The following is a 21,254-nucleotide window of genomic DNA, read 5'->3' on the forward strand; positions in this document are numbered from 1 at the left end:
TGCGGCCGGACAATCGCAAAAGAGGGGGGGAAGCGTGCCGACAGCAGATCCGCGCGAGATCATCGAGCGCTCACCCATGTCGAAGGCGCAAGTCGCGGCCGTGGCGATCATGGTCGGACTTAATGCGCTCGACGGGTTCGACGTGCTCTCGATCAGTTTCGCTTCCCCCGGCATTGCCGCCGACTGGGGGATCGACCGGGTGGCTCTGGGGGTGGTCCTGTCGATGGAACTGATCGGCATGGCCATCGGCTCGGTCGTCCTGGGCGGCGTCGCGGACCGGATCGGGCGCCGTCATACGATCCTCGGTTGCCTCTGTATCATGGTGCTTGGCATGGCCATGGCGACGCAGGCGCAGGACGTGCTGACGCTATCGTGCTGGCGCGTGCTTACCGGGCTTGGGATCGGCGGCATGCTGGCCGCGATCAATGCGGTGACGGCGGAGTTCGCCAATGCGCGCTATCGCAACGTGGCGCTGGCGATCATGGTGATCGGCTATCCGCTGGGCGCTGTGACGGGCGGACTTGTCTCCGCCTGGCTGCTGACCTTGTTCGACTGGCACGCGATCTTCTGGTTCGGCTGCCTGGCGACGGCGGCCTTCCTTCCGCTCGTGTGGTTTTTCGTGCCGGAGCCGGTGCCGTTCCTGCTGGTGCGGCGCAGGACGGACACGCTCGAACGGGTCAACCGGCTGCTCGCGCACTGCGGCCATCCGCCCGTTGCAGACCTGCCGCCTCCGACCCGCGAAGAGGCGGGCACGTCGCTGGTGGATATCCTGCGGCCTGGTCTGCTGGCGACGACGCTGCTCGTTACTTTCGCCTACTTCGCGCATATCGTCAGTTTCTATTTCATCCTGAAATGGGTGCCGAAGATCGTAGTCGATATCGGCTTTCCGCCGCCGGAAGCGGCCGGAGTTCTCGTTTGGGCGAACCTCGGCGGCGCTATCGGGGGCGGGGCGTTCGGCTTCATCGTCCAGCGCCTGCCGCTGCAAGGCACGACGGTGACCGCCCTGATGGGTTCGTGGATCATGATCGCCCTGTTCGGCGTCTTCGGGGCGACCACGCTGTTCGGGCTATCGGCGCTGGCTTTCTTATCAGGCCTCTTCACCAATAGCGCGGTTTCGGGGCTCTACACGATCTTTGCCCGCGCCTTTCCGACCCATGTGCGGGCGACCGGCACGGGCTTCGCGATCGGCGTGGGGCGCGGCGGGGCGGCGCTTTCACCCATCGTGGCGGGCATGCTGTTCGAGGCGGGCCTGCCGCTGGCCATGGTTTCGGCACTGATCGCCAGCGGTTCGTTGCTCGCCGCGTTCGCCCTGTTCTTTCTGAAGCTGCGCGCGCGCGGCTGAGGCGCCCAGCGACTGGAGGGTATTCCCGCCTTGCTGGCGAGAACGTCAAAGCCCGCCGATATCGACCTCGTGAATGCGCTTCAGCAGGGCGGCGAGCATGTGGAACTCGGCATCGGAAAACCGTTCGCGCAGCCATTGGCCGAGTTCGCCGCTGCGTTCATGCGCAGCGGAGAGCATGGCGACGCCCTGTTCGGTGATCTCCAGCGTCTGGCGGCGGCGGTCCTCGGTGGACTGACCGCGGACGATAAGGCTGCGCCCTTCCAGACGATTGATGATGCCCATCACCGTGGCGCGGTCCATCTGGAGCGTACGGCCGATGTCGGCCTGCGAGGTGCCGGGGTTCTCGGCGATCAGCAGCATCGCGGTAAGCTGCGTCTGGGTGATGCCGAGATCGCTGAAAATCTCCGAAAAACGGCGCTGCGTGGCGCTTTGGGCCAGTCGCAGATGCAAGTCGAGGACGTGATCTAGCGTACGACCGGCTGTCAGTCCAGCGAATGTTTCGGGGTCTTTCATTTTACCCTGTTGCGAGGGTTTGCGGGAATCGTCAAGCGATGGCTTGGAAAATAAATGTTAGTATAGCATACAATATTGCTACAACGATAAGCGACTGGAGAGGTCATGGCCCATTTTCCGCAAACCCCGAGTTTCACCGGGTTCAACACCCCGTCGCGGATCGAGACGGATATCGCCGATCTTGCGCATGAAGGAGCGATCCCGCCCGAACTGGACGGCGCGTTCTTCCGCGTTCAGCCGGACCCGCAGTTCCCGCCGCGGCTCGGCGACGATATCGCTTTCAATGGCGACGGCATGATCACCCGGTTCCACATCCATGACGGCCGGTGCGACTTGCGCCAGCGCTGGGCGCATACCGATAAGTGGAAGCTGGAGCATGAGGCGGGCGAGGCGCTGTTCGGCGCCTATCGCAATCCGCTTACCGACGATCCGGTCGTAGCGGGCCGCTTCCGCTCCACTGCCAATACCAACGCCTGGATCTATGCGGGCAAGCTCTGGGCGATGAAGGAGGACAGTCCGGCCCTGCTGATGGACCCGGCGACCATGGAGACGATCGGTTTCGAGACCTTCGGCGGCGCCATGCGCGGGCAGACCTTCACCGCGCATCCCAAGGTCGACCCCGCAACCGGCAATATGGTGGCGATCGGCTACGCCGCCTCGGGCCTCTGCACCGACGACGTTGCCTATTACGAAGTGAGCCCGGCGGGCGAACTGCTGCGCGAGGTGTGGTTCAAGGCGCCCTACTATTGCATGATGCATGACTTCGCGATCACCGAGGACTACCTCGCGATCCATATCGTGCCTTCGATCGGCAGCTGGGAGCGGCTGGAGCAGGGCATGCCGCATTTCGGCTTCGATACCGGCCTGCCGGTCTATCTCGGCATATTGCCGCGCCGGGAAGGGGTGACGGGCGAGGAAATCCGCTGGTTCCGCCGCGACAACTGCTTTGCCAGCCATGTCCTCAATGCGTGGCAGGAGGGATCGAAAGTCCACTTCCTCACCGCCGAGGCGAAGAACAACATGTTCCCGTTCTTCCCTGACGTCCACGGAGCGCCGTTCAACGGCATGGAGGCGATGAGCTACCTGACCGACTGGACGGTGGACATGGCCGCCAATGGGGAAGCTTTTGATGCCGTCACCCGCCTGTCCGATACCGCCGCCGAATTCCCGCGCATCGACGATCGCTTTACGGGGCGCAAGACGCGCTATGGCTGGATGCTGGAGATGGACATGCGCCGCCCCGTCGAGCTGCGCGGCGGCAGCGCGGGCGGCTTGCTGATGAACTGCCTGTTCCTCAAGGACCTGGAGACCGGGCGCGAGCAGCACTGGTGGTGCGGGCCGGTCTCCAGCTTGCAGGAGCCGTGCTTCGTGCCCCGCGCGCCCGACGCGCCGGAAGGAGACGGCTGGATCCTGCAGGTCTGCAACCGGCTGGAAGACCATTGCAGCGACCTGCTGATCTTCGAGGCGCTCGATATCGAGAAAGGGCCGATCGCGACGATCCACGTGCCGATCCGGCTGCGTTTCGGGCTTCATGGCAATTGGGCCGACGCGGGTGCGATCGGACTCGCCGCCTGAAGAAAAGAGGAGAAGCCGATGCCGGAGCGATCGGCTTCTCCCCTGTTCCGGCCGGAAGCCGGGCGGGATCGCGAAATTCAGTCCGCGATGCCGGCGCGGATCGTGAGACCGGCCTCGTCGCGAGCGACCCGGCGGGAAATGAGCAGCAGCAGCACCACGATCGGCAGGGCCACGACGTTGATGCTCAGCATCGCGGTGCGTAAGTCTCCGGTCGCATCGGAGATCAGGCCGACGACGTAGGGTCCCACGCCCATGCCGAGGATGGTCATGACCAGCAGGTAAAGGCTGGCGGTCAGCCCCCGCATGCGCGGCAGGACCTGATCGTAGAGGATCGCATAGAGCGGCGGCATCCAGCCGGTCAGCAACAGGCTGTATACCACGAAGCGGGCGTAGAAGTCGCCGGGGGAGGGCGCCCAGTAGACCCAGAACGACAGCAGCGGCGACAGGCCCATCGACAGCAGCGCGATCCCCGCGCGGCCGCCGCTGGGAAAGCGCAAGTGCAGGCGGTCGGACAGCGGCCCCCAGAGCAGCGGACCGACGATGCCGGTCGCGGCGGAGAGCAGGCCGAACTGCAAGGCGGTGTCAGCCAGCGAGAGGTGGTAGGTGCGGATCAGGAAGCTGGGATTGAAGGCCATCATCCCGTAGTTGATCGTCGATTGCAGCGTGCCGACGGCAATGGCCATGATCAGCGTGGGCGATCCGGCGATGACGCGGAAAGCCTGCCCGTCGCGCGCTTTCACGCCTTGCAGCAGGTTGACCACCACCAGCAGGCCGACGCCGATCACCAGCCATTGCAGGACGTGTGGGTCGATCGTGAAAGCGCCGAAGCCGAGCGGCGGGCGTGGCGAATGGCGCATTCCGACGCGGGCGAGAAGCGTCATCAGGGCGGCAATGGCGGCCAGCGCGCCCAGATTAAGTGCCAAGCTGCGCCCGCTCGTCCGGCGCAGGGCCATCGCAGCCCAATGCGCGCCCGGCGTCACCGCGCCGAGCAGCGAGAGGCTGGCGCGGAACGGGTGCGGGTCGGGCGGGGTAGCGATGCCGTCCATCGTGCCGCGCTCCGGTTCGCGTAGCCGCCAGAGGAAGATCGAGAGCACGAAGCCCGGTGCGGCGGCGACGAGGAAGGCGAACTGCCAGCCCTTGAGACCGAACGGTGCAGTGCCGGGGGCGAAGGCGTCGCTCCACATCTGGGCCGCGAGGCCGCCCAGCACCAGCGATCCGCCGAGGCCCAGCGCGATGGCCGAGGCCATGACCGCCATAACGAAGCCGCGGCGATGGCGCGGCCAGTAGTCGTAGATCAGCGAGGTTCCGGCGGGCTGCGTCGCGGCCTCGCCGATGCCGACGCAGAGACGGGACGTGGCGAGCATGGCGAAGCTCGATGTCATTCCGGCCATCGCGGTCGCGGCGGACCAGAACAGAATGCTGAGCGAGAGCAGCCTTCCGCGCAGCCAGCCGTCCGCAAGCCGCCCGACCGGCAGCGAGAACAGCGCGTAGAACAGGGCGAAGACGGTGCCGAACAGCAGCCCCATCTCGGCATCGCCGATGGCGAGGTCCTGCTTGATCGCAGGGGCCAGAATCGCGAGAATCTGCCGGTCCAGCAGGCTCATGGCATTGGTCAGCGCGATCAGGGCCAGCGCATACCATCCGCCGCGTGCGACGTGGCGGGCCGGTGCCGATAGCACCGGGTGCCTGACGTCCGCCTTCACAGGCCGAACCAGTGTTCGGGGGTGAGCATGGCGTGGGGGCGGCGCTCACCGCCGGACAGGCGTTCGCCGTCGATAATCATGGAAAGCGCGGGGTGCTGGATCATGCCTCACCTGGAATGGAGAAGGGGAAGCCGGTCCCGCCGGGGAGCGAACCCCGGTTGGGACCGGCAGACACGCGGCGCGCGTCCTTACTCGGCGGGAACGGCGGCCTTGCGCGCATTCTCGCGGTCGATGTCGCCCTGCCAGCGTTCCGCCACCATGGCCTTGCCGGTGACGGGGTGCGGCAGGTGGAACGGCAGCAGCTTGTGCGTCGGCCAGAGCCAGTGATCCTCGATCAGGGCATCGGGACCGCTGGGATCTTCGGGATGGAGCGTCTTGGGGAAAGGCACGTATTCGGCTTCGGTGAAAGCCCAGCCCTTGTCGAAATCGGCGTGCCAGTGCGGGAAGTAGTTGAGCACATGGATGCGCCAGACGCCGTCCACCTTCTTGTAGGTGTTCTCGTAAATGCCGCCTTCCCACCACTGGCGCGCCTGGGCGGTGAGCGGGTTGGAGGGATCGGTATAGTCGCGGTGGCGGCCCGCCTGCATCATCGAGCGGGCGCGGGCATGGGCGGTTACGCCGTCGGCCTCGATGGTGACGATGTCCTGCAACTGCGGATGGTCGAGCAGGAAGCCGTCGATCGGGCCGTTGTTGCCGTGGGTGAAGCGCTTCTGGAAGCGTTCGACATAGAGCCGGCGCACGCCTTCCTTGCCCTTCCACAGGCCGCCGAAGAAGCGCACTTCGCCGTCGTCGGTGAAGAGGTCGATCACCTCGTTGTACATGCACTTGTCGATCAGGTAGCCGTAGAGGTGCTGGAGCTTGCGCACGTCCAGTTCATCCTCGCGCACGGTGAGCCGGCGCGCGAGGTCCGCCACTTGCGCTTCGAGCGCGGCAATCCGGTCTGTTTCAGCCATTTCGGTTCTCTCCTGGTTTACGTTGGTCGTGCATTCGGGGCGGTTACATGCCAAGCGCTTCGAGCCGCTCGATCTCTTCGCGATAGGGGCGGATGGCGCGGTAGATGCAGAGCGTCGCCAGCGGCAGCAGGACCGCAGCGGTAATCTCCAGCGCCAGCCAGAGCTTCGCCGGGTCGACCACGACATATTGCGCGACCAGGCCGATAACGAAGCTGCCCATGGCGCCGAAGAACGTGAACATGAACAGGTAGATCGCCGTCACCTGCCCGCGCATGGCATGGGGCGCGACCCGCTGGATCGCGGCGTTCTGCGGCACGGCGCCGGCAATCCCGAACATCGCGCCGAACGACATGACCAGGATCGAGAGCAGCCCGCTCGGCATCAGCGGCGCCAGGATCGAGCAGACCGTGACGACGGCGAAGCACACGAAGGCGGCGCGCACGTTGGCGTCCTTGTGGCGTCTGGCCAGCCATTCGACGAAAGTACCGCCCAGCAGCAGGCCCAGCAGCGAGGAGACCAGCACGGTTACCGAAGTGACGGCGCCGATCTGCGCCTCGGTCCAGCCGTAAGTGCGGATCAGGAAAGGCACGCGCCAGAAGGCGAGGCCGAAACTTTCCAGAGCGCTGAGGGCAAGGCCGAGGAACAGCGGATAATAGACCTTGCGGTTGGCGCGGATCGCCTTGGCGGCGTCAAGGCCGGTAAAGGTCAGCATCCGGCGGCCGAGCGATGCGTCCTCCGGGATCTGTGCGGCGTCGTGACGGACCAGCCGCTGCGGTTCGCGCACGGTCAGGAACAGCAGGGCGATGAGGAAGCCGGGAATTCCGATCCACACCAGGATCCACTGCCAGCCGAGGATACGCAGCGGGCCGAGGTCGGTCGGCGCCCAGTGCGCGGTCAGGGCGATGAGCTGGCCGCCGACCAGCGGGCCGAGCGTCGAACCGCCGATGAAGCCGAATTGCAGGATCGCGAAGGCACGGGTGATCTTCTTCGGCGGAAACATGTCCGCGATCAGCGAGTACGAAGAGGGTGCATGGGCCGAGCCACCCGCCGCCAGGAACACGCGGCTGCCCACGAACTGCGTGAAAGTCTGTGCGATCCCGCCGAGCATCGTGACGAAGCCGATCACCGTGACTCCGCCTGCCAGCACGTATTTGCGCGGCCATATGTCGGCCAGGCGCGCCAGCGGGATGCCGACGAAGAGGTAGCAGATGATGCTGGCCGGTCCGGCCAGGAAGCCGAGCTGCGAATCGGTAAGCCCGAAATCGGTCTTGATTCGCTCGGCCAGCATGCCGAACACGACCTGGTCGAAGAAGGTCAGGAAGGTGGCGAGGACGATGACCGTCAGCGCCCAGTAAGCAGAGGCCGAACCCGGCCAATTGCGTTCTTCGCCGCCCGGAGCGGCACTTTCCGATGCCTGTTCCTTGATTGGCGCAATGCTGGCTGCTGCTACCGCCATGGCCTCTCCCATCCATTCTCTCGCCCTGTCGTCTTCGACATAGGCTCATTCGTGATTGTTAGCCTTGCATACAATCTTGCGATGGTGAACAAAAGAGTTCAGATTCGCTTCGAGCACGAAAAAACATATCGAAACAGGAGAGAGGACATGCAGGATCTTCCCGGGAAAACCGCTTTCGTTACCGGCGGCGCCAGCGGCATCGGGCTCGGCATCGCCAAGGCCCTGCTGGGCGCGGGTATGAACGTGACCATCGCCGATATTCGCCAGGACCACCTTGACGAGGCCGTGGCCGAACTGGGCGGCGGCGAACGGGTGCTGGCCATCAGGCTGGACGTGACCGACCGTGCCGCCTACGCCGCCGCCGCCGATGAAGCCGAGGCGAAGTTCGGCAGGATTCACTTGCTCTGCAACAATGCCGGCGTCGCCGTCGTCGGGCCGACCGATGTGGCGACCTTTGCCGACTGGGACTGGGTCATGGGCGTCAACCTGGGCGGCACGATCAACGGAATTGTCACGATTTTGCCTAAAATTCTGTCACATGGCGAAGGTGGGCATATCGTCAACACCGCTTCGATGTCGGCCTTGGTGCCTGCGCCGGGAACGACGATCTATTCCTCCGGCAAGGCGGCGGTCGCCTCGATGATGGAGTGCATGCGGCCCGAGCTGGAGTCGCGCGGGGTGATCTGTTCGGCCTTCTGCCCGGGGGCGGTCCAGTCCAACATTGCCGAGGCGAGCAAGACCCGTCCGGACACTCTTGGAGCCACCGGTTATGCCGAGGCCGACAAGGGCCGTCAGGGGGGCGGTCAGTTCTTCCACCTCTACCAGACCAAGGAGGAAGTAGGGCAGCGGGTGCTGGAGGGTATCCTCAACGACGAGCTTTACATCCTCACCCACGGCGAGTTTCTGGAAGGTGTTCGCGAACGCGGAGAGGCGACCACTGCGGCAGTCCAGACCCAGCTTCCGGACAACGAAGAATATAAGCGTACCTTCGCAATTCTGTTCCGAAATCCGGCCATCACCGAAGAGATCGCACGGCAGAACCGCCTCCGCGCCGATCAGCGCGCAGAAGCCTGAGGAGGATCGGGATGAAGGATCTGGCAGGAAGGACGGCGTTCGTTACAGGTGGAGCCAACGGCGTCGGCCTAGGTCTGGCAAGGACGTTGCTGGCGGAAGGCTGCAAGGTCGCCATCGCCGACGTGCGCGAGGATGCGATCGCCGAGGTGCTGAAGACGCTGGAAAACCAGCCGGTGATCGGCGTGCCGCTGGACGTCTCCTCGCGCGAGGGGTTTGCGGAAGCGGCGGATCGGGAACTGGGCCCGGTAAGTCTGCTGTTCAACAATGCGGGCGTCAATCTGTTCCAGTCGATCGACGAGTCGTCCTATGACGACTGGGACTGGTTGCTTGGCGTCAATCTGCACGGCGTCATCAACGGCATCGCGACTTTCGTTCCGCGCATGAAGCAGCGCGGGCAGGGCGGCCATGTCTGCAATACCGCGTCGATGGCGGCGTTTCTCGGCAGCGGGGTGCCCGGCATCTACAACACGACGAAGTTCGCGGTACGTGGCCTGAGCGAGTCTCTTCGCTACAGCCTTGCGCCGCACGGGATCGGCGTTTCGATGCTCTGTCCGGGCTTGGTGAAGACGCATATCTACGCCAGCGACGAGATCCGACCGGAAGCATTGAAAGTAGGCGCGAAGGCGGTGAATGTGGCGTTTGTCAGCCAGCTTGAACACGTCCATCAGGCGGGTATGGAACCCGAAGTCATCGCTCGGCGTACGATCGACGCGATTAGGGAGAACCGCTTCTATGTGTTCTCGCATCCCGAATTCCGTGAGGAACTGGCGGAGGTTTTCGCCGAAGTGATCGACGAATTCCGGCAATATCCGCCTGATCCGGGTTTGGATGAACGGCTGAAGATCGAGGATGGCCGCCGGGCCCGCTACAGGGAAGCGCGCGAGGCGGCTCGGCAGGTGGGCTAGAAAAGAGCTTGCCACGGCGCGGGGGACGCCATCCTCAAAATCTGTCCTGTCGATGCGATCGCGGCAATTGCTCTTTGCCAATGCTGTGGTCCTGCATTCGTTGTTTATAATTGGAGCCAGGCCGCATGTCAGAATTCGACTACGACCTCTTCACCATCGGCGCCGGATCGGGCGGCGTGCGGGCCAGCCGGATCGCGGCGGCGCACGGCGCGCGCGTTGCGGTTGCCGAGGAATACCGGGTCGGCGGCACCTGCGTGATCCGCGGCTGCGTGCCCAAGAAGATGCTCGTCTACGGCGCGCACTTCGCGGAGGATCTGGAGGACGCCAGGCAGTTCGGCTGGGACATTCCGGAAGCCAAGTTCGACTGGATCAAGCTGCGCGACAACGTGCTGGGCGATGTCGACCGGCTGAACGGTCTCTACACGCAGACGCTTTCGAACAACCAGGTGGAGATCTTTCACGAGCGCGCCACGATCACCGGTCCGCACGAAATCACCCTGGCCAGCGGCGAGAAGAAGACCGCGAAAGTCATCCTCATCGCCACCGGCGCGCGTCCGCTGATCCCGTCCTGCCCCGGCCACGAGCATGGCATCACCTCGAATGAGGCTTTCCATCTCGATGCGCTGCCGGAGCGCATCCTGATCGCGGGCGCGGGCTATATCGCCAACGAGTTCGCGGGCATCTTCCACCAGTTCGGTTCGAAGGTGACGCTGATCAACCGCTCGGACCAGTTGCTGCGCGGCTATGACGAATCCATGCGCGATCGCCTGCTCCAGATCTCGCTGACCAAGGGCATCGATTTCCGCTTCAATGCCGACTTCCGGGGCATCGAGAAGAACGCGGACGGCTCGCTCACGGTCTCGATGACCAACCACGAGCCGCTCGAAGTCGATTGCGTGATGTTCGCCACTGGCCGCGTACCCAATGTCGAAGGGCTGGGGCTGGAGAACGTCGGCGTCGAACTGGACGACAAGAACGCGATTCTGGTCGACGAATATTCGCAGACCAATGTCGATCACATCTACGCCGTGGGTGATGTCACCAACCGCGTGCAACTGACCCCGGTGGCGATCCGCGAGGGCCATGCCTTTGCCGATACCGTGTTCGGCGGCAAGCCGACGACGGTGGACTACGGCTGCATTCCCTCGGCGGTGTTCAGCCATCCGCCGATCGGTGCCGTGGGCCTGACCGAAGCGCAGGCGCGCCAGCAATACGGCGAGGTGCAGATCTACACGAGCGACTTCCGGCCGATGAAGAACGTCGTCGCCCACCGCAACGAGCGTTCGCTCTACAAGATGGTTTGCGAAGGGCACACCGGCCGCGTGCTGGGCCTGCACATGATCGGGCCGGAAGCGCCGGAGATCATCCAGGCCGCCGCCATCGCGGTGAAGGCGGGTCTGACCAAGGCCGATTTCGACGCGACCGTCGCCGTGCATCCGACGATGTCGGAAGAGCTTGTGCTGATGAAGTGATTGGCGGGCTACGGCGCGATTGTGGGTTGGCTGTCCCGATCGTTAAGCGGTTGATGGGCATGTCCCGCTCCTTCGGTGCAAAGACGTTGGCCGAGATGGAAGTCCGCGAGTCCTGGCGCTCGTAAAGGACGGGCACCTAATCAGGTCCCAAAGAAGATGGGCTTTTGCGGCGCCCGTACCGCTTCTCAACCTGAAAAGTGAGGCTCGTTCCCGCGACCTCGCGCTTTGCCCGAGGCTGCGGTCGTACAACCGAGCGCGCGATGAATTTTTCACGCGCCACAGGGCGTGAACGCCGAGCGCAACATCGCCTGTTTGCCGAGCTTTCGAACCGGTCAAATCGCGGTCTAGCCACAATGCGCGGATGTGCTCGGAGCGGTGCCTGACCGCGCAGTTCGCAGTCGGTTGCGGCCCGGCAGCAAAATCTACCGCGTCGTCGATCGAGTGCATTGATCGACTCCATAATTCATGTTAGCGGGAATTATAAATCCTACGACCGGGAATAAATCTGGCTACTTTGGGAGGAGAGAAGCGATGAACGCCATCGGACGTGGTGTGTCTGGCCTTGCCATAAGCGCGATACTGACGATCGCACCGTCCTTGCCCGCTCATGCCCAGGTGGAGAATTCTTCCGAGAAGCCTGACGCCGTGCTGGCCGATATCATCGTCACTGCCGAACGCATCAGCCAAAGCGCACAGAAGTCGCCGGTGCCGATCGACGTCGTCTCCACCGACGATCTCAAACAGCAGATCATTACCCGGGCCGAGGATCTCGCGCGAGCATCGCCGGCACTGGCCGCGGTGGGCGGCGCAGGCGGCACGACCGCCTTTTTCGTGCGAGGCGTCGGCAACAACACCGTAAACGCCTATTCCGACCCCGCGATCGCCTTCAACTATGACGGCGTCTACATCGGGCGCCCGAGTTCGACTTCGGGCATGTTCTACGACCTCGCTCGCGTCGAGGTGCTGAAGGGGCCTCAGGGAACGCTCTACGGTCGCAACGCCACGGGCGGGGCAATCAACGTCATTCCCAACAAACCCGTATTGGGCAGGTCGAGCGGCGACGTCACTGCTGGCTACGGCAATTACGACTGGTTGACAGCCCAGGCTGCCCTCAACGTGCCCCTGGGGGCCAATGTTGCCATGCGCCTGTCAGGCAATCTTTCGCGGCATGATGCCTTCCTCAGCGATGGAACGGGCAACCAGCGCGAATACGGTGGTCGTCTGCAGATCTACGCGGAGCCGTCCTATAATCTCGATCTGCGGATTTCCGCCGACTATTCGCACCAGGGCGGGGCAAGCGCCTCGGGCTATTATCTCGGCGCGCTCGACCCGACATACGGCGCGAGCGGCTTTGCGGGGTACAGCTTCACGCCTTCGGGTTACTCACCGCAGAAGGGCATCGGCGATGTCGAGTCGCAAGCCTATCTCGCCAGCCGCTTCATCTACCAGGCCGGTCGGGCCGGAGCCGTGGCGGACGGGGTTTCGAACAACGACAACGACTACTGGGGCATTACGGCGGAACTCAACTACAAGACCGATGCCGGTACGCTGACAATCCAGCCCGCCTGGCGCGAAGCGCACATTGACTACAGCTTCACGGGGATATTCCGCGAAGCCGGGTCTAAGGAAAATGACAGGCAGGTCAGCCTTGAGGCACGGTGGTCCGGTGAACTGTCGACCTCGCTCGATTACCTTGTCGGCGGCATGTATTTCGACGAGAAGATCAAGGCCGGGGCTTACTACAATCAGTTCGCGCTTACCCCCTACCAGGACTTCGAGACGCAGACGAAATCCTGGGCCGGTTTCGGCAAGGTCTCGTTCCGCCCGATCGACAAGCTAACGCTGACCGCGGCAGGCCGCTACACGTCGGACCGCAAGAGATTCGACGGTATTTCGAACGTCTACATCCTCTTCTGCGGCAACCCGTCGCTGGGCAACAGCTGTCCGACGCTTCCCTTCACGCCATTGGCCACGAGCGGATCGGCGGTGGAAGGCTTCTATGCCGATGCCGGCGTACCGGTGACGCCGGTGCCGCTCTTCGTTCTGCCCCCCGCCTTCGGCGGCTCGCAGACCGCACCGTTCGTCCTGCTCTCGCCCATCAGGATCGCGTCCGGACTGAAAAACACGAAATTCACGTACCGCCTGGCGGCGCAGTACGATCTCTCCGCGGTCAACATGCTCTACGCCAGTTTCGAGACCGGCTATCACGCGGGTGGATTTTCGTTCGCCCGCGGACTGGAGTCCTACAGGCCCGAGACGCTCGACGCCTATACCGTCGGCTCGAAGAACCGGTTCATCAACGGCCGCCTGCAAGTCAATCTCGAAGCCTTCCTCTGGAAATACCGCAATCAGCAGTTCAGCCAGTTCGGATACGACCTTGGGGATCCGCCCTCGACGGTGCTGCTGACGCGCAACATCGGCTCCAGCACGATCAAGGGCGCGGACCTGGACGTCGAGTTCAAGGCCACGCCCAACACCCTGCTGTCGGGTAGCGTGCAATACCTGCATACGCGCTATGACAGCTTCGTCTATTATGCCCCGAACCAGGGGATGCCGCCCAACACCGCCTGCTCCTACACTCCGACTACCCAGACGACACCGGGCGGAACGAGCTACGGCGTCTACCAGGTCGACTGCTCGGGCCGACCGGCCTTCAACGCACCCAAGTGGTCTTTCACGCTGAACGGTCAGCAGACTGTGCCGATGGGCGGCGTCGACCTGGTCCTGCAGGCGGGCACACGATACCGCAGCACGACCTATTCCAGCGCCGATTACCTGACCTATCTTCGCGGCAAGGCCAACTTCGTCAGCACCGTCTCTGCGACCGTGGCGGACGCAGGCGAAGCGTGGTCGGTCACGGCCTATGTCTTCAACCTCGGCAACAGCCGCAGACTGATCGGCGCCACCATCAACAACGCCAATCTCTTCGTCGCCAACGCGGAGCAACCGCGCACGTATGGCCTGCGCGCCAATGTACGCTTCTGAGCCGACCATCTTGAAACCTGGAATTGCCAGATTCAGGAATCGGAGCATGAAAATCGAGAAGGGAATACCATGACGGCTTCCGTGAATGACTTGCAATTCGTTGCGCTGGCGGTGCCGGACCTGGATAGTGAACGCGCCTTCTTTCGCGAGGACTGGGGGCTTGTCGAAGTCGCCGAGGTGGACGGGATGGTCTATCTTGCGGCGGCCGCATCCCCGCACCCCTATGTCCTGAGATTGCGTCAGGACGACGAGAAGAAGACCGACCTGATCGGCCTGACCGCGGCCAGCCTCGCGGAACTTCATGCGCTCCATGGGCAGGTTCTGGCCAGCGGCGCGCAGATCATATGCGAACCGGGGCCGTCAGCCGCTCCGGGTGGCGGATATGCCTTTCGCTTCTTCGATCCGGAGGGGCGGGCCGTTGAAATCGTGGCTGAAGCCACGCCGCGCGCCTGCCGTACGGCGGTCGACCAGGAGTTGCTTCCTCTGCAGATCAGTCATGTCGTGCTGCATTCGCCAAGGCACAAGGACCTGGAGGCATGGTACCGCGAAACCCTGGGCTTTCGCCTGTCCGACTGGCTTGGCGACTTTATGGTCTTCCTGAGGTGTAACCCGGCCCACCACCGTCTGGCTATCCTGCCCGGACCGCCTGCACTCAACCATGTCGCCTTCGATGTCGCCTCCGTCGATGCGTTGATGAAGGGCCTCGGAAAGCTGACGAAAGCCGGCGTGGAACTGCAATGGGGGCCGGGCCGCCACACTGCCGGCAACAACACGTTCAGCTACTATTCGACGCCGAACAAGAACACGGTGGAATACACGTCGGATCTCGAGATGGTGGATGAGGGAAGCTGGCAGCCCACGGTCTACACCCCGGGCCTTGAGGTGATGGATCAGTGGGGAACCGGGCGCATCATTGCCGGCAACAAGCCCCATGCGGAAATGAGTCCCGACGCTGGGCTTTGGAAGGTTCCGAAATGAGCGAGACTGTATTGGTCATCGGCGGCGGCGTCGGTGGGATGTCCGCCGCCCTTGCGCTTGCGCGCAGCGGCACGAAAGTGGAACTGATAGATGCTGATCCGGGCTGGCGGGTCTACGGCGCCGGGATCAGCGTTACCGGCCTGTCCCTGCGCGCTTTCGACGATCTCGGCATCCTCGAGGAGGTTCGGGCGTGCGGGCATATCGGCTCTGGCATGCGTGGAAGGGCGATCGACGGTTCCTTGCTGTTCGAAGTTCCGGCGGACACGAACCCCGCGCCCATCCGCTCGAGCGGCGGGATCATGCGGCCTGCCCTGCACGAGATACTGTCCAGCCATGTACGCCGTGCCGATATTCCGGTGCGGCTGGGCTTGCGCGCGACCGAGATCACCGAAACCGATAGGACGGCGAGGGTGCGGTTCGACGACGGGAGCGAAGGGCACTACAAACTGGTGGTCGGCGCGGACGGAATCTATTCCGACACCCGGTCGATGCTCTTTCCCAACGCCGACAAGCCCCGCTTCACGGGCCAGGGGTGCTGGCGGGCCATCGCCGACCGCCCGCCCGGCGTGGATCGGGCAGAGATGGTCTTCGGCGGTCCCGTGAAGCTGGGGTTCAATCCGATTTCGGAAACGCAGCTCTATCTCTTCGTACTGGAGCACGTGCCCGACAACCGCCGGTTCGAGCCGGCCGAGCAAGTCGATCACCTGAAGGCCCTGCTGGAGCCGTTTGGCGGCTATGTTCCGCAGATCCGCGCGGCGCTCGGCGAACATTCGCTGGTAAACTATCGTCCGCTGGAATGGCTCCTCCTGCCCGAGCCGTGGTTCAAGGGACGCGTGGTCCTGATCGGCGATGCCGCCCATGCAACGACGCCGCACATGGCATCGGGCGCGGGCATGGCGGTCGAGGATGGGCTCGTGCTGGCGGAAGAGATAGCACGCACGCAGGATGTCGGTGCAGCGCTGGAATCCTTCATGGCGCGCCGTCTTGAGCGCGCCCGGCTCGTGGTCGAGAATTCCGTTCGCATCGGTGAGATCGAAATAAACGGCGGCGATCAGGTCGCAGCCAACACGATGCTGGGCGATACCATGGCCCGCCTGCAGCAACCCTATTGAGAAGACCGGGAAAGTGGACGTCATGAGCAATCTTGGACTGGCGACCCTGTCGCTTGACGGTAAGCCGCAGCCCGTACTCGTCCGGGAAGACCGGGCGCTGCCCCTCTTTCGCGCCGGTATCGAGGGCGACATGCTCGCCTTGCTCGAGCGCTGGGACGAGACGGCACAGGCGATCGCCCGCCTCGGCAATGCCGATTGGCCGGAATCGATCGCATTCGACCCGCGCAAAGCGCTGGCCCCCTACATACCGCGCCAGATCTTCTGTACCGGCGCCAATTACCGCAAGCACGTGATCGGCCTGATGATGGGCGATCCTTCGATGCAGACGGCGGAACAGGACGGCATGTCGCCGGAGGATTTGCGCGCCAACGCAGAGAAGATCATGGACGAGAGGGCCGCGCACGCAACGCCCTTCTGCTTCATCAAGCTGCCCTCGAGCGTGATCGGCCCGAACGACACCGTGATCCTGCCGCGCAATGTCCAGAAGCCCGACTGGGAACTGGAACTCGGCGTCGTTATCGGCAAGCGCTGTCGCCATGTCGGCTCCGAACAGGCGATGGATCATGTCGCCGGCTTCGCCATCGTCAACGACGTGACGGCCCGCGAACTGATCTTCCGGCGCGATGGCTCCGCCATCGGCCCCGACTGGCTCGCGGGCAAGAGCTTCCCGACCTTCCTGCCGTTCGGTCCGCTTATCGTGCCGAGGGACCGCGTCCCCGATCCCTATGCGCTGAACATCCGCCTGTCGGTCAACGGCACGCTATACCAGGACGAAAGCACATCGGACATGATGATCAGCATCGCGCGGCAGATCGCCTTCCTGTCCGAACTGGTCGTTCTGGAACCGGGTGACCTGCTCTGCACCGGATCGCCTTACGGCAACGGTTCGGCCTTCGGCATCCATCTCAAGGCCGGAGACGTAATGGAGGGATCGATTACCGGACTGGGCCTTCAGCGCAATCCCTGCGTCGCCGAAGTGTGACGCGCCTTTAGCGCAGGGGTCGGATAGATGCTACCGGAAAGCCGTCGGCGATCGACCTGCACCTCGTCCGCTTCGTTCGCGACCCGGGCGGCATCAATCGTTCCGGCGGCGCAGGCCGTCGAGCAGCAGGCGCACGACGAAGGCCTCGAAGTGCTGCTCGAGCTCTTCGATATCCGTGCCGTCGGAAGCCAGCATCTTCACCACGGCGGACCCGGCCTGGAAGAAATCGCTGATCCCGACCACGGCCAGATGCAGGAACAGCGCGTCGAATTCGCTGAGCTTCTCGCCGCCGTCCCGAGCCTGCAGCCGTTCGTAGAACGCGACGGGCGTCCGCTGCCATTCCTTGAGCTTCTGCTGGATGACGGGGGACTTGGTGGTGCCCAGTTCCTCGATCATGAGGCGCTGCATGTATTTGGCAGACCGCGTGAAGCGGAAAGTGCGATGGATGAAGGTTTCCAGTTGCGCCGCTGCGTCCCAGTTCTCGACCGCTTCGTCTTGGTGCGCCGCGTCCTGTGCGGGCTGCGCGAATTTCTGCGCGACTTCGAAAAGCAAGGCTTCTCGATTACCGAAATAGTAACGGATCAGGGCGGGGTCGACACCCGCTTCCCGCCCGATCGCCGCGATCGAGACCTGCGCCGGCGGCAGCTCCTGCAGCAGCCGGGCCGCCGTATCGATCAGGGTTTCGCGGCCGACGCCATTCTCGTCGGCTGTCGGCCGGCCCTTACCACGCTTGGTTACGGTCTTTTTTTCCATGCTGTGCCGTTAGCCGCAAACATAATTCTTTAGAACAGGAATTTATACCTTAGAACCGATCCCGGTAGAGGAGAGCATGAGAATGGCAAACTGGCCTTTCCGGCATGGCGTGCACGATATCGGCAATGGAATTTACGGTTATGTCCAGCCGGACGGTACCTGGGGCTGGTCCAATGCCGGACTGATCGTGTCGGCAGGGGAAACCCTGCTCGTGGATACCCTGATGAGTCGCTCGCTGACTCGCGAAATGCTCCGGGACTTTGCGCGCGTGCCCGGCGGCGATCGTATCGACCGGCTGGTCAACACCCACGCCAACCCGGATCACTTCGTCGGCAACGGCCTGATCGAGGGCGCGGAAATCATCGCGACGCACGAAACGGCCGCCGAAATGAAGCAGTTCAATCCGCGTCAGTTCGCCAGCCTTGCCGACAACTGGGAAAAGATGGGGGATGCCGGAGCGTTCCTCTACGAAACGATGGGCCGCAAGTTCGACTGGTCCGACCTCGATTCCGTTGCCATGCCTACGCGCACATTCGAACGCTGCCTCAGCCTGACCGTAGGCGACAAGCAGGTCGATCTCGTTGATCTGGGACCCGCGCATACCGCATCCGACACGATCGCCTGGGTGCCGCAGGACCGTGTCGTGTTTACCGGGGACCTGCTGTTCAACGAAGGGCATCCCATCATTTGGGACGGCCCCGTCGAAAACTGGATCGCCGCCTGCCAATACATCATCGACCTCGCCCCCGAAGTGGTCGTTCCGGGCCATGGCCCCATCACGGACACGGGGGCAGTGGCAAACCTCAAGGGCTATTTCGAATACGTCCGCGACGAAGCCCGCGCTCGCTTCGAAGCGGGGCTGGGCTGGAAAGACGCCGGCCGCGATATCGACATGCGTGCCTACGACGGCTGGACCGATCCGGAACGCATCGTCGCCAATGTTTTTGCGCTCTATCGCCAGTGGGGTGCGCCGATCCCGCCCGAGGACGGGCGGGATCTGTTCGGCGAGATGGGGCGGTACAGCCGTGAGAAGACGTTGCAGAAGGAATGCGGCTGCCAGACGGGAAGCGGCCATGCGCACTGATACCGCGCTTGCAGTCAACGCCACGCACGATCCGGCGCGCCGGTCTTGGCTGGCCTCGGCCAATGCCGAGGCGCAGGACTTTCCGATCCAGAACCTGCCCTTCGGGCAGTTCCGCAGCCGCGCGTCAGGCTCCGGCGCGCCGACGCAAGGCGGAGTGGCGCTGGGCGATGAGATAATCGACCTGGCCGCCCTGCTGCAGACGGGCCTGCTGGACGGGTTTGCCATGGAGGCGGCCGGAGCCGCTGCCGGGCCCTCACTTGCTCCGCTCCTGACCTGCGCGCCCGCAGCCGTCAGTGCGCTGCGCGCGCGTCTCTCCGATCTTTTCAGCGAAGGAGGGCCGGGCGATCCGGCCGTACTGGCCTCGGTGCTCATTCCCATGGCGCAAGCCGAACTGGTGATGCCGCTGCGTCCGACCGCCTTTACAGACTTCTGCACTTCGATCGACCATATCCGCCGCATGGGCCGGGGCAATCCGCCCAAACTGGCCGCCATGACGCTTCCCGTGGCCTACAATGGCCGCGCAAGTTCCGTCATGGCCAGCGGCAGGCCGGTGGTTCGCCCGACCGGACAGTTCGAAACGCCGCCCGGCAGCGCAAACCTGGCGTTCGGCCCTGAACCCATGCTCGATTTCGAGCTCGAGTTCGGAGCATGGCTGCGCGGGCCGGGCAATCGGCTGGGGCATGCGCTGCGGCCGGAGGAAGCCGAAGGCCTGTTGTTCGGCTGTTGCCTCGTGAACGACTGGTCGGCGCGCGCCATTCAATACTTCGAGATGATCCTGGGGCCACATCTGGGCAAGAGCTTCCTGACGACGGTCAGCCCGTGGATCGTGACCATGGAAGCGCTCGCTCCCTTCCGCTGCAAGGCACGCAGCAGGAACGAAGGCGAGCCGGAAGTACCCGCCTATCTGCTCGCCGGGCCCGACCGGAGCCACGGCGCGATCAGCGTAACCCTGACTGCCGATCTCGTCACTTCGGGCGGCGCGAGTCTGCGCGTCACCGAAACCGAACTCTCCGATCTTTACTGGACGCTGGCACAGATGGTCACCCATCAGGCCAGCGGCGGTGCCCCGCTCGAGGCGGGCGACCTCATTGCGACCGGAACGGTATCCGGCGCCTCCGAGCGATCGCGCGCATGCCTGGCCGAAATCACCACGCCGGGCGGCCAGGCCCTGAGGCTGCCGGATGGCAGCGAACGGGTCATGCTGGAAGACGGAGACACGCTGACAATTCGGGGCCGTGCGCACGCGGATGGCTTCCGTCCGATCGGCTTCGGCGACTGCAGCGGCACGATCCTTCCCGCCGGAACGAGGGCATCATCATGACTATCAGCACTTGCGGTGAAAGGCGCCCGATCCGTGTCGCCGCGCGCGGCAAGCACCTCGTCGTCGACATTCACTGCCATCTCGGCATTCCCGCCGCCGACGCCATCGTACAGGCGAAATACCCCGGACCGCCCCCCGGCATCAACGATTTTACCAGCGCCAGGACATCGCAAGTCAATCGCGAGATGTTCGGTGCGATGGGGCGCACGCTCAACACCGTCGACACCCGGCTCCAGGACATGGATCGCCTGGGAATCGATGTGCAGGCGCTCAGCCCCAGTCCGGGGCAGTATTTCTATTACGTCGATCCCGAAACCGGTCGTGACGCCGCACGGGCCGTGAACGACGGCATGGCCGCCGCCGTCGCCGACAATCCCGACCGCTTTATCGGCATGGGCACCGTGCCGCTCCAGAACGTGGAGATGGCAGTCGAGGAAATGAAGCGCTGCGTGAAGGAACTCGACCTTCGCGGGATCGAGATCAGCTCCAATGTCAATGGCGTCGACTTTCATGACGAACGCTTCCGCCCGTTCTGGGCTGCGGCGGAAGAGCTGGACATTCTCATCTTTCTCCACCCGCTGGGTTTCACCCATGCGCAGCGGATGAGCGAATACTACTTCAACAACCTCATCGGCAATCCGCTCGAATCGACGCTGGCGATTGGCCATCTCATCTTCGGCGGCGTGCTCGATCGCCATCCCGGACTGAAGATCTGCGTCGCGCACGGTGGCGGCTACCTCCCCGGCTATTGGGGCCGCATGGACCATGGTTGGCGCGCGCGGCGCGACTGTTCGGAGCATTGCCGGCATGAGCCCTCAAGCTATTTGCGCAAGCTCTGGCTCGATACGCTCGTATTCGATCGGGACCAGCTCGAACAACTCGTTCGCAGCCACGGGGCCGACAGGCTCTGCCTTGGCAGCGACTATCCGTTTGACATGGCCGAACCCGACCCGGTCGGCTTCCATAGCCGCCTGTCCGACGAGGACCAGGCAAAGATCATGGGTCTGAACGCAGCGGAACTCTTGGGGATGTGCATCGACTGAAGA

The 21,254-nt window shown here is 63.9% G+C and carries 17 protein-coding genes; 12 read left to right on the forward strand and 5 right to left on the reverse strand.

Going from position 1 to position 21,254, the window contains the following annotated elements; translation table 11 throughout:
* The first annotated feature begins 34 nt into the window (after positions 1 to 34).
* Positions 35 to 1,342, forward strand: coding sequence for an MFS transporter (locus AC4D6D_RS20455; protein ID WP_491327368.1), 1,308 nt, complete (start codon positions 35 to 37; stop codon positions 1,340 to 1,342).
* Positions 1,343 to 1,387: 45 nt separating this feature from the next.
* Here the strand turns inward: AC4D6D_RS20455 and AC4D6D_RS20460 are convergent, their stop codons facing one another.
* Positions 1,388 to 1,855 carry a MarR family winged helix-turn-helix transcriptional regulator gene (locus AC4D6D_RS20460; RefSeq protein WP_491327369.1) on the reverse strand — a complete coding sequence of 156 codons (468 nt, stop codon included), beginning with the start codon at positions 1,853 to 1,855 and terminating at the stop codon, positions 1,388 to 1,390.
* Positions 1,856 to 1,960: 105 nt separating this feature from the next.
* Here AC4D6D_RS20460 and AC4D6D_RS20465 point away from each other — a divergent pair, with 105 nt between their 5' ends.
* Positions 1,961 to 3,430, forward strand: coding sequence for a lignostilbene-alpha,beta-dioxygenase (locus AC4D6D_RS20465; RefSeq protein WP_491327370.1), 1,470 nt, complete (start codon positions 1,961 to 1,963; stop codon positions 3,428 to 3,430).
* Between the two features lie 77 nt (positions 3,431 to 3,507).
* Here AC4D6D_RS20465 and AC4D6D_RS20470 read toward each other — a convergent pair whose 3' ends face one another.
* The 3 genes from AC4D6D_RS20470 to AC4D6D_RS20480 form a co-directional block, all read right to left on the reverse strand.
* On the reverse strand, positions 3,508 to 5,133 hold the full coding sequence (locus AC4D6D_RS20470; RefSeq protein WP_491327371.1) for an MFS transporter: 1,626 nt from the start codon (positions 5,131 to 5,133) through the stop codon (positions 3,508 to 3,510).
* Positions 5,134 to 5,321: 188 nt separating this feature from the next.
* Complete coding sequence (locus tag AC4D6D_RS20475; protein ID WP_491327372.1) at positions 5,322 to 6,086, reverse strand: nuclear transport factor 2 family protein; 765 nt, start codon at positions 6,084 to 6,086, stop codon at positions 5,322 to 5,324.
* A 43-nt stretch (positions 6,087 to 6,129) separates the two neighbouring features.
* Positions 6,130 to 7,542, reverse strand: a complete 1,413-nt coding sequence (locus AC4D6D_RS20480; protein ID WP_491327373.1) for an MFS transporter — start codon at positions 7,540 to 7,542, stop codon at positions 6,130 to 6,132.
* Positions 7,543 to 7,689: 147 nt separating this feature from the next.
* On the opposite strand from AC4D6D_RS20480, the gene AC4D6D_RS20485 reads away from it, so the two are divergent.
* The 7 genes from AC4D6D_RS20485 (at position 7,690) to AC4D6D_RS20515 (ending at position 17,050) form a co-directional block, all read left to right on the forward strand.
* Positions 7,690 to 8,616 carry an SDR family NAD(P)-dependent oxidoreductase gene (locus AC4D6D_RS20485; RefSeq protein ID WP_491327374.1) on the forward strand — a complete coding sequence of 309 codons (927 nt, stop codon included), beginning with the start codon at positions 7,690 to 7,692 and terminating at the stop codon, positions 8,614 to 8,616.
* Positions 8,617 to 8,627: 11 nt separating this feature from the next.
* Positions 8,628 to 9,521, forward strand: a complete 894-nt coding sequence (locus AC4D6D_RS20490; protein ID WP_491327375.1) for an SDR family NAD(P)-dependent oxidoreductase — start codon at positions 8,628 to 8,630, stop codon at positions 9,519 to 9,521.
* Positions 9,522 to 9,646: 125 nt separating this feature from the next.
* Entirely contained in the window at positions 9,647 to 10,993 is a 1,347-nt protein-coding gene (gene gor / locus AC4D6D_RS20495) for a glutathione-disulfide reductase (RefSeq protein WP_491325439.1), read from the forward strand.
* Between the two features lie 531 nt (positions 10,994 to 11,524).
* Positions 11,525 to 13,978 (forward strand): TonB-dependent receptor, encoded by a 2,454-nt coding sequence (locus tag AC4D6D_RS20500; RefSeq protein ID WP_491327376.1) that lies wholly within the window; start codon positions 11,525 to 11,527, stop codon positions 13,976 to 13,978.
* A gap of 69 nt (positions 13,979 to 14,047) precedes the next feature.
* Positions 14,048 to 14,956, forward strand: coding sequence for a VOC family protein (locus AC4D6D_RS20505; protein WP_491327377.1), 909 nt, complete (start codon positions 14,048 to 14,050; stop codon positions 14,954 to 14,956).
* The gene (locus AC4D6D_RS20510) at positions 14,953 to 16,068 is read left to right on the forward strand and encodes an FAD-dependent oxidoreductase (RefSeq protein WP_491327378.1); all 1,116 of its coding nucleotides are present in this window, start codon (positions 14,953 to 14,955) and stop codon (positions 16,066 to 16,068) included. The genes AC4D6D_RS20505 and AC4D6D_RS20510 overlap by 4 nt, the downstream gene beginning before the upstream one ends.
* 22 nt (positions 16,069 to 16,090) lie before the next feature.
* Positions 16,091 to 17,050 (forward strand): fumarylacetoacetate hydrolase family protein, encoded by a 960-nt coding sequence (locus AC4D6D_RS20515; RefSeq protein WP_491327379.1) that lies wholly within the window; start codon positions 16,091 to 16,093, stop codon positions 17,048 to 17,050.
* A 93-nt stretch (positions 17,051 to 17,143) separates the two neighbouring features.
* Here AC4D6D_RS20515 and AC4D6D_RS20520 read toward each other — a convergent pair whose 3' ends face one another.
* Positions 17,144 to 17,803 (reverse strand): TetR/AcrR family transcriptional regulator, encoded by a 660-nt coding sequence (locus AC4D6D_RS20520; protein WP_491327380.1) that lies wholly within the window; start codon positions 17,801 to 17,803, stop codon positions 17,144 to 17,146.
* Positions 17,804 to 17,885: 82 nt separating this feature from the next.
* On the opposite strand from AC4D6D_RS20520, the gene AC4D6D_RS20525 reads away from it, so the two are divergent.
* Genes AC4D6D_RS20525 through AC4D6D_RS20535 form a run of 3 tightly spaced genes read left to right on the forward strand, consistent with a single transcriptional unit; the run spans position 17,886 to position 21,251 of the window.
* On the forward strand, positions 17,886 to 18,887 hold the full coding sequence (locus AC4D6D_RS20525; protein ID WP_491327381.1) for an MBL fold metallo-hydrolase: 1,002 nt from the start codon (positions 17,886 to 17,888) through the stop codon (positions 18,885 to 18,887).
* Complete coding sequence (locus AC4D6D_RS20530; RefSeq protein ID WP_491327382.1) at positions 18,877 to 20,208, forward strand: fumarylacetoacetate hydrolase family protein; 1,332 nt, start codon at positions 18,877 to 18,879, stop codon at positions 20,206 to 20,208. The genes AC4D6D_RS20525 and AC4D6D_RS20530 overlap by 11 nt, the downstream gene beginning before the upstream one ends.
* Positions 20,205 to 21,251, forward strand: coding sequence for an amidohydrolase family protein (locus AC4D6D_RS20535; protein WP_491327383.1), 1,047 nt, complete (start codon positions 20,205 to 20,207; stop codon positions 21,249 to 21,251). The genes AC4D6D_RS20530 and AC4D6D_RS20535 overlap by 4 nt, the downstream gene beginning before the upstream one ends.
* Positions 21,252 to 21,254: the final 3 nt, after the last annotated feature.

This window comes from Novosphingobium sp. BF6 (assembly GCF_058273105.1).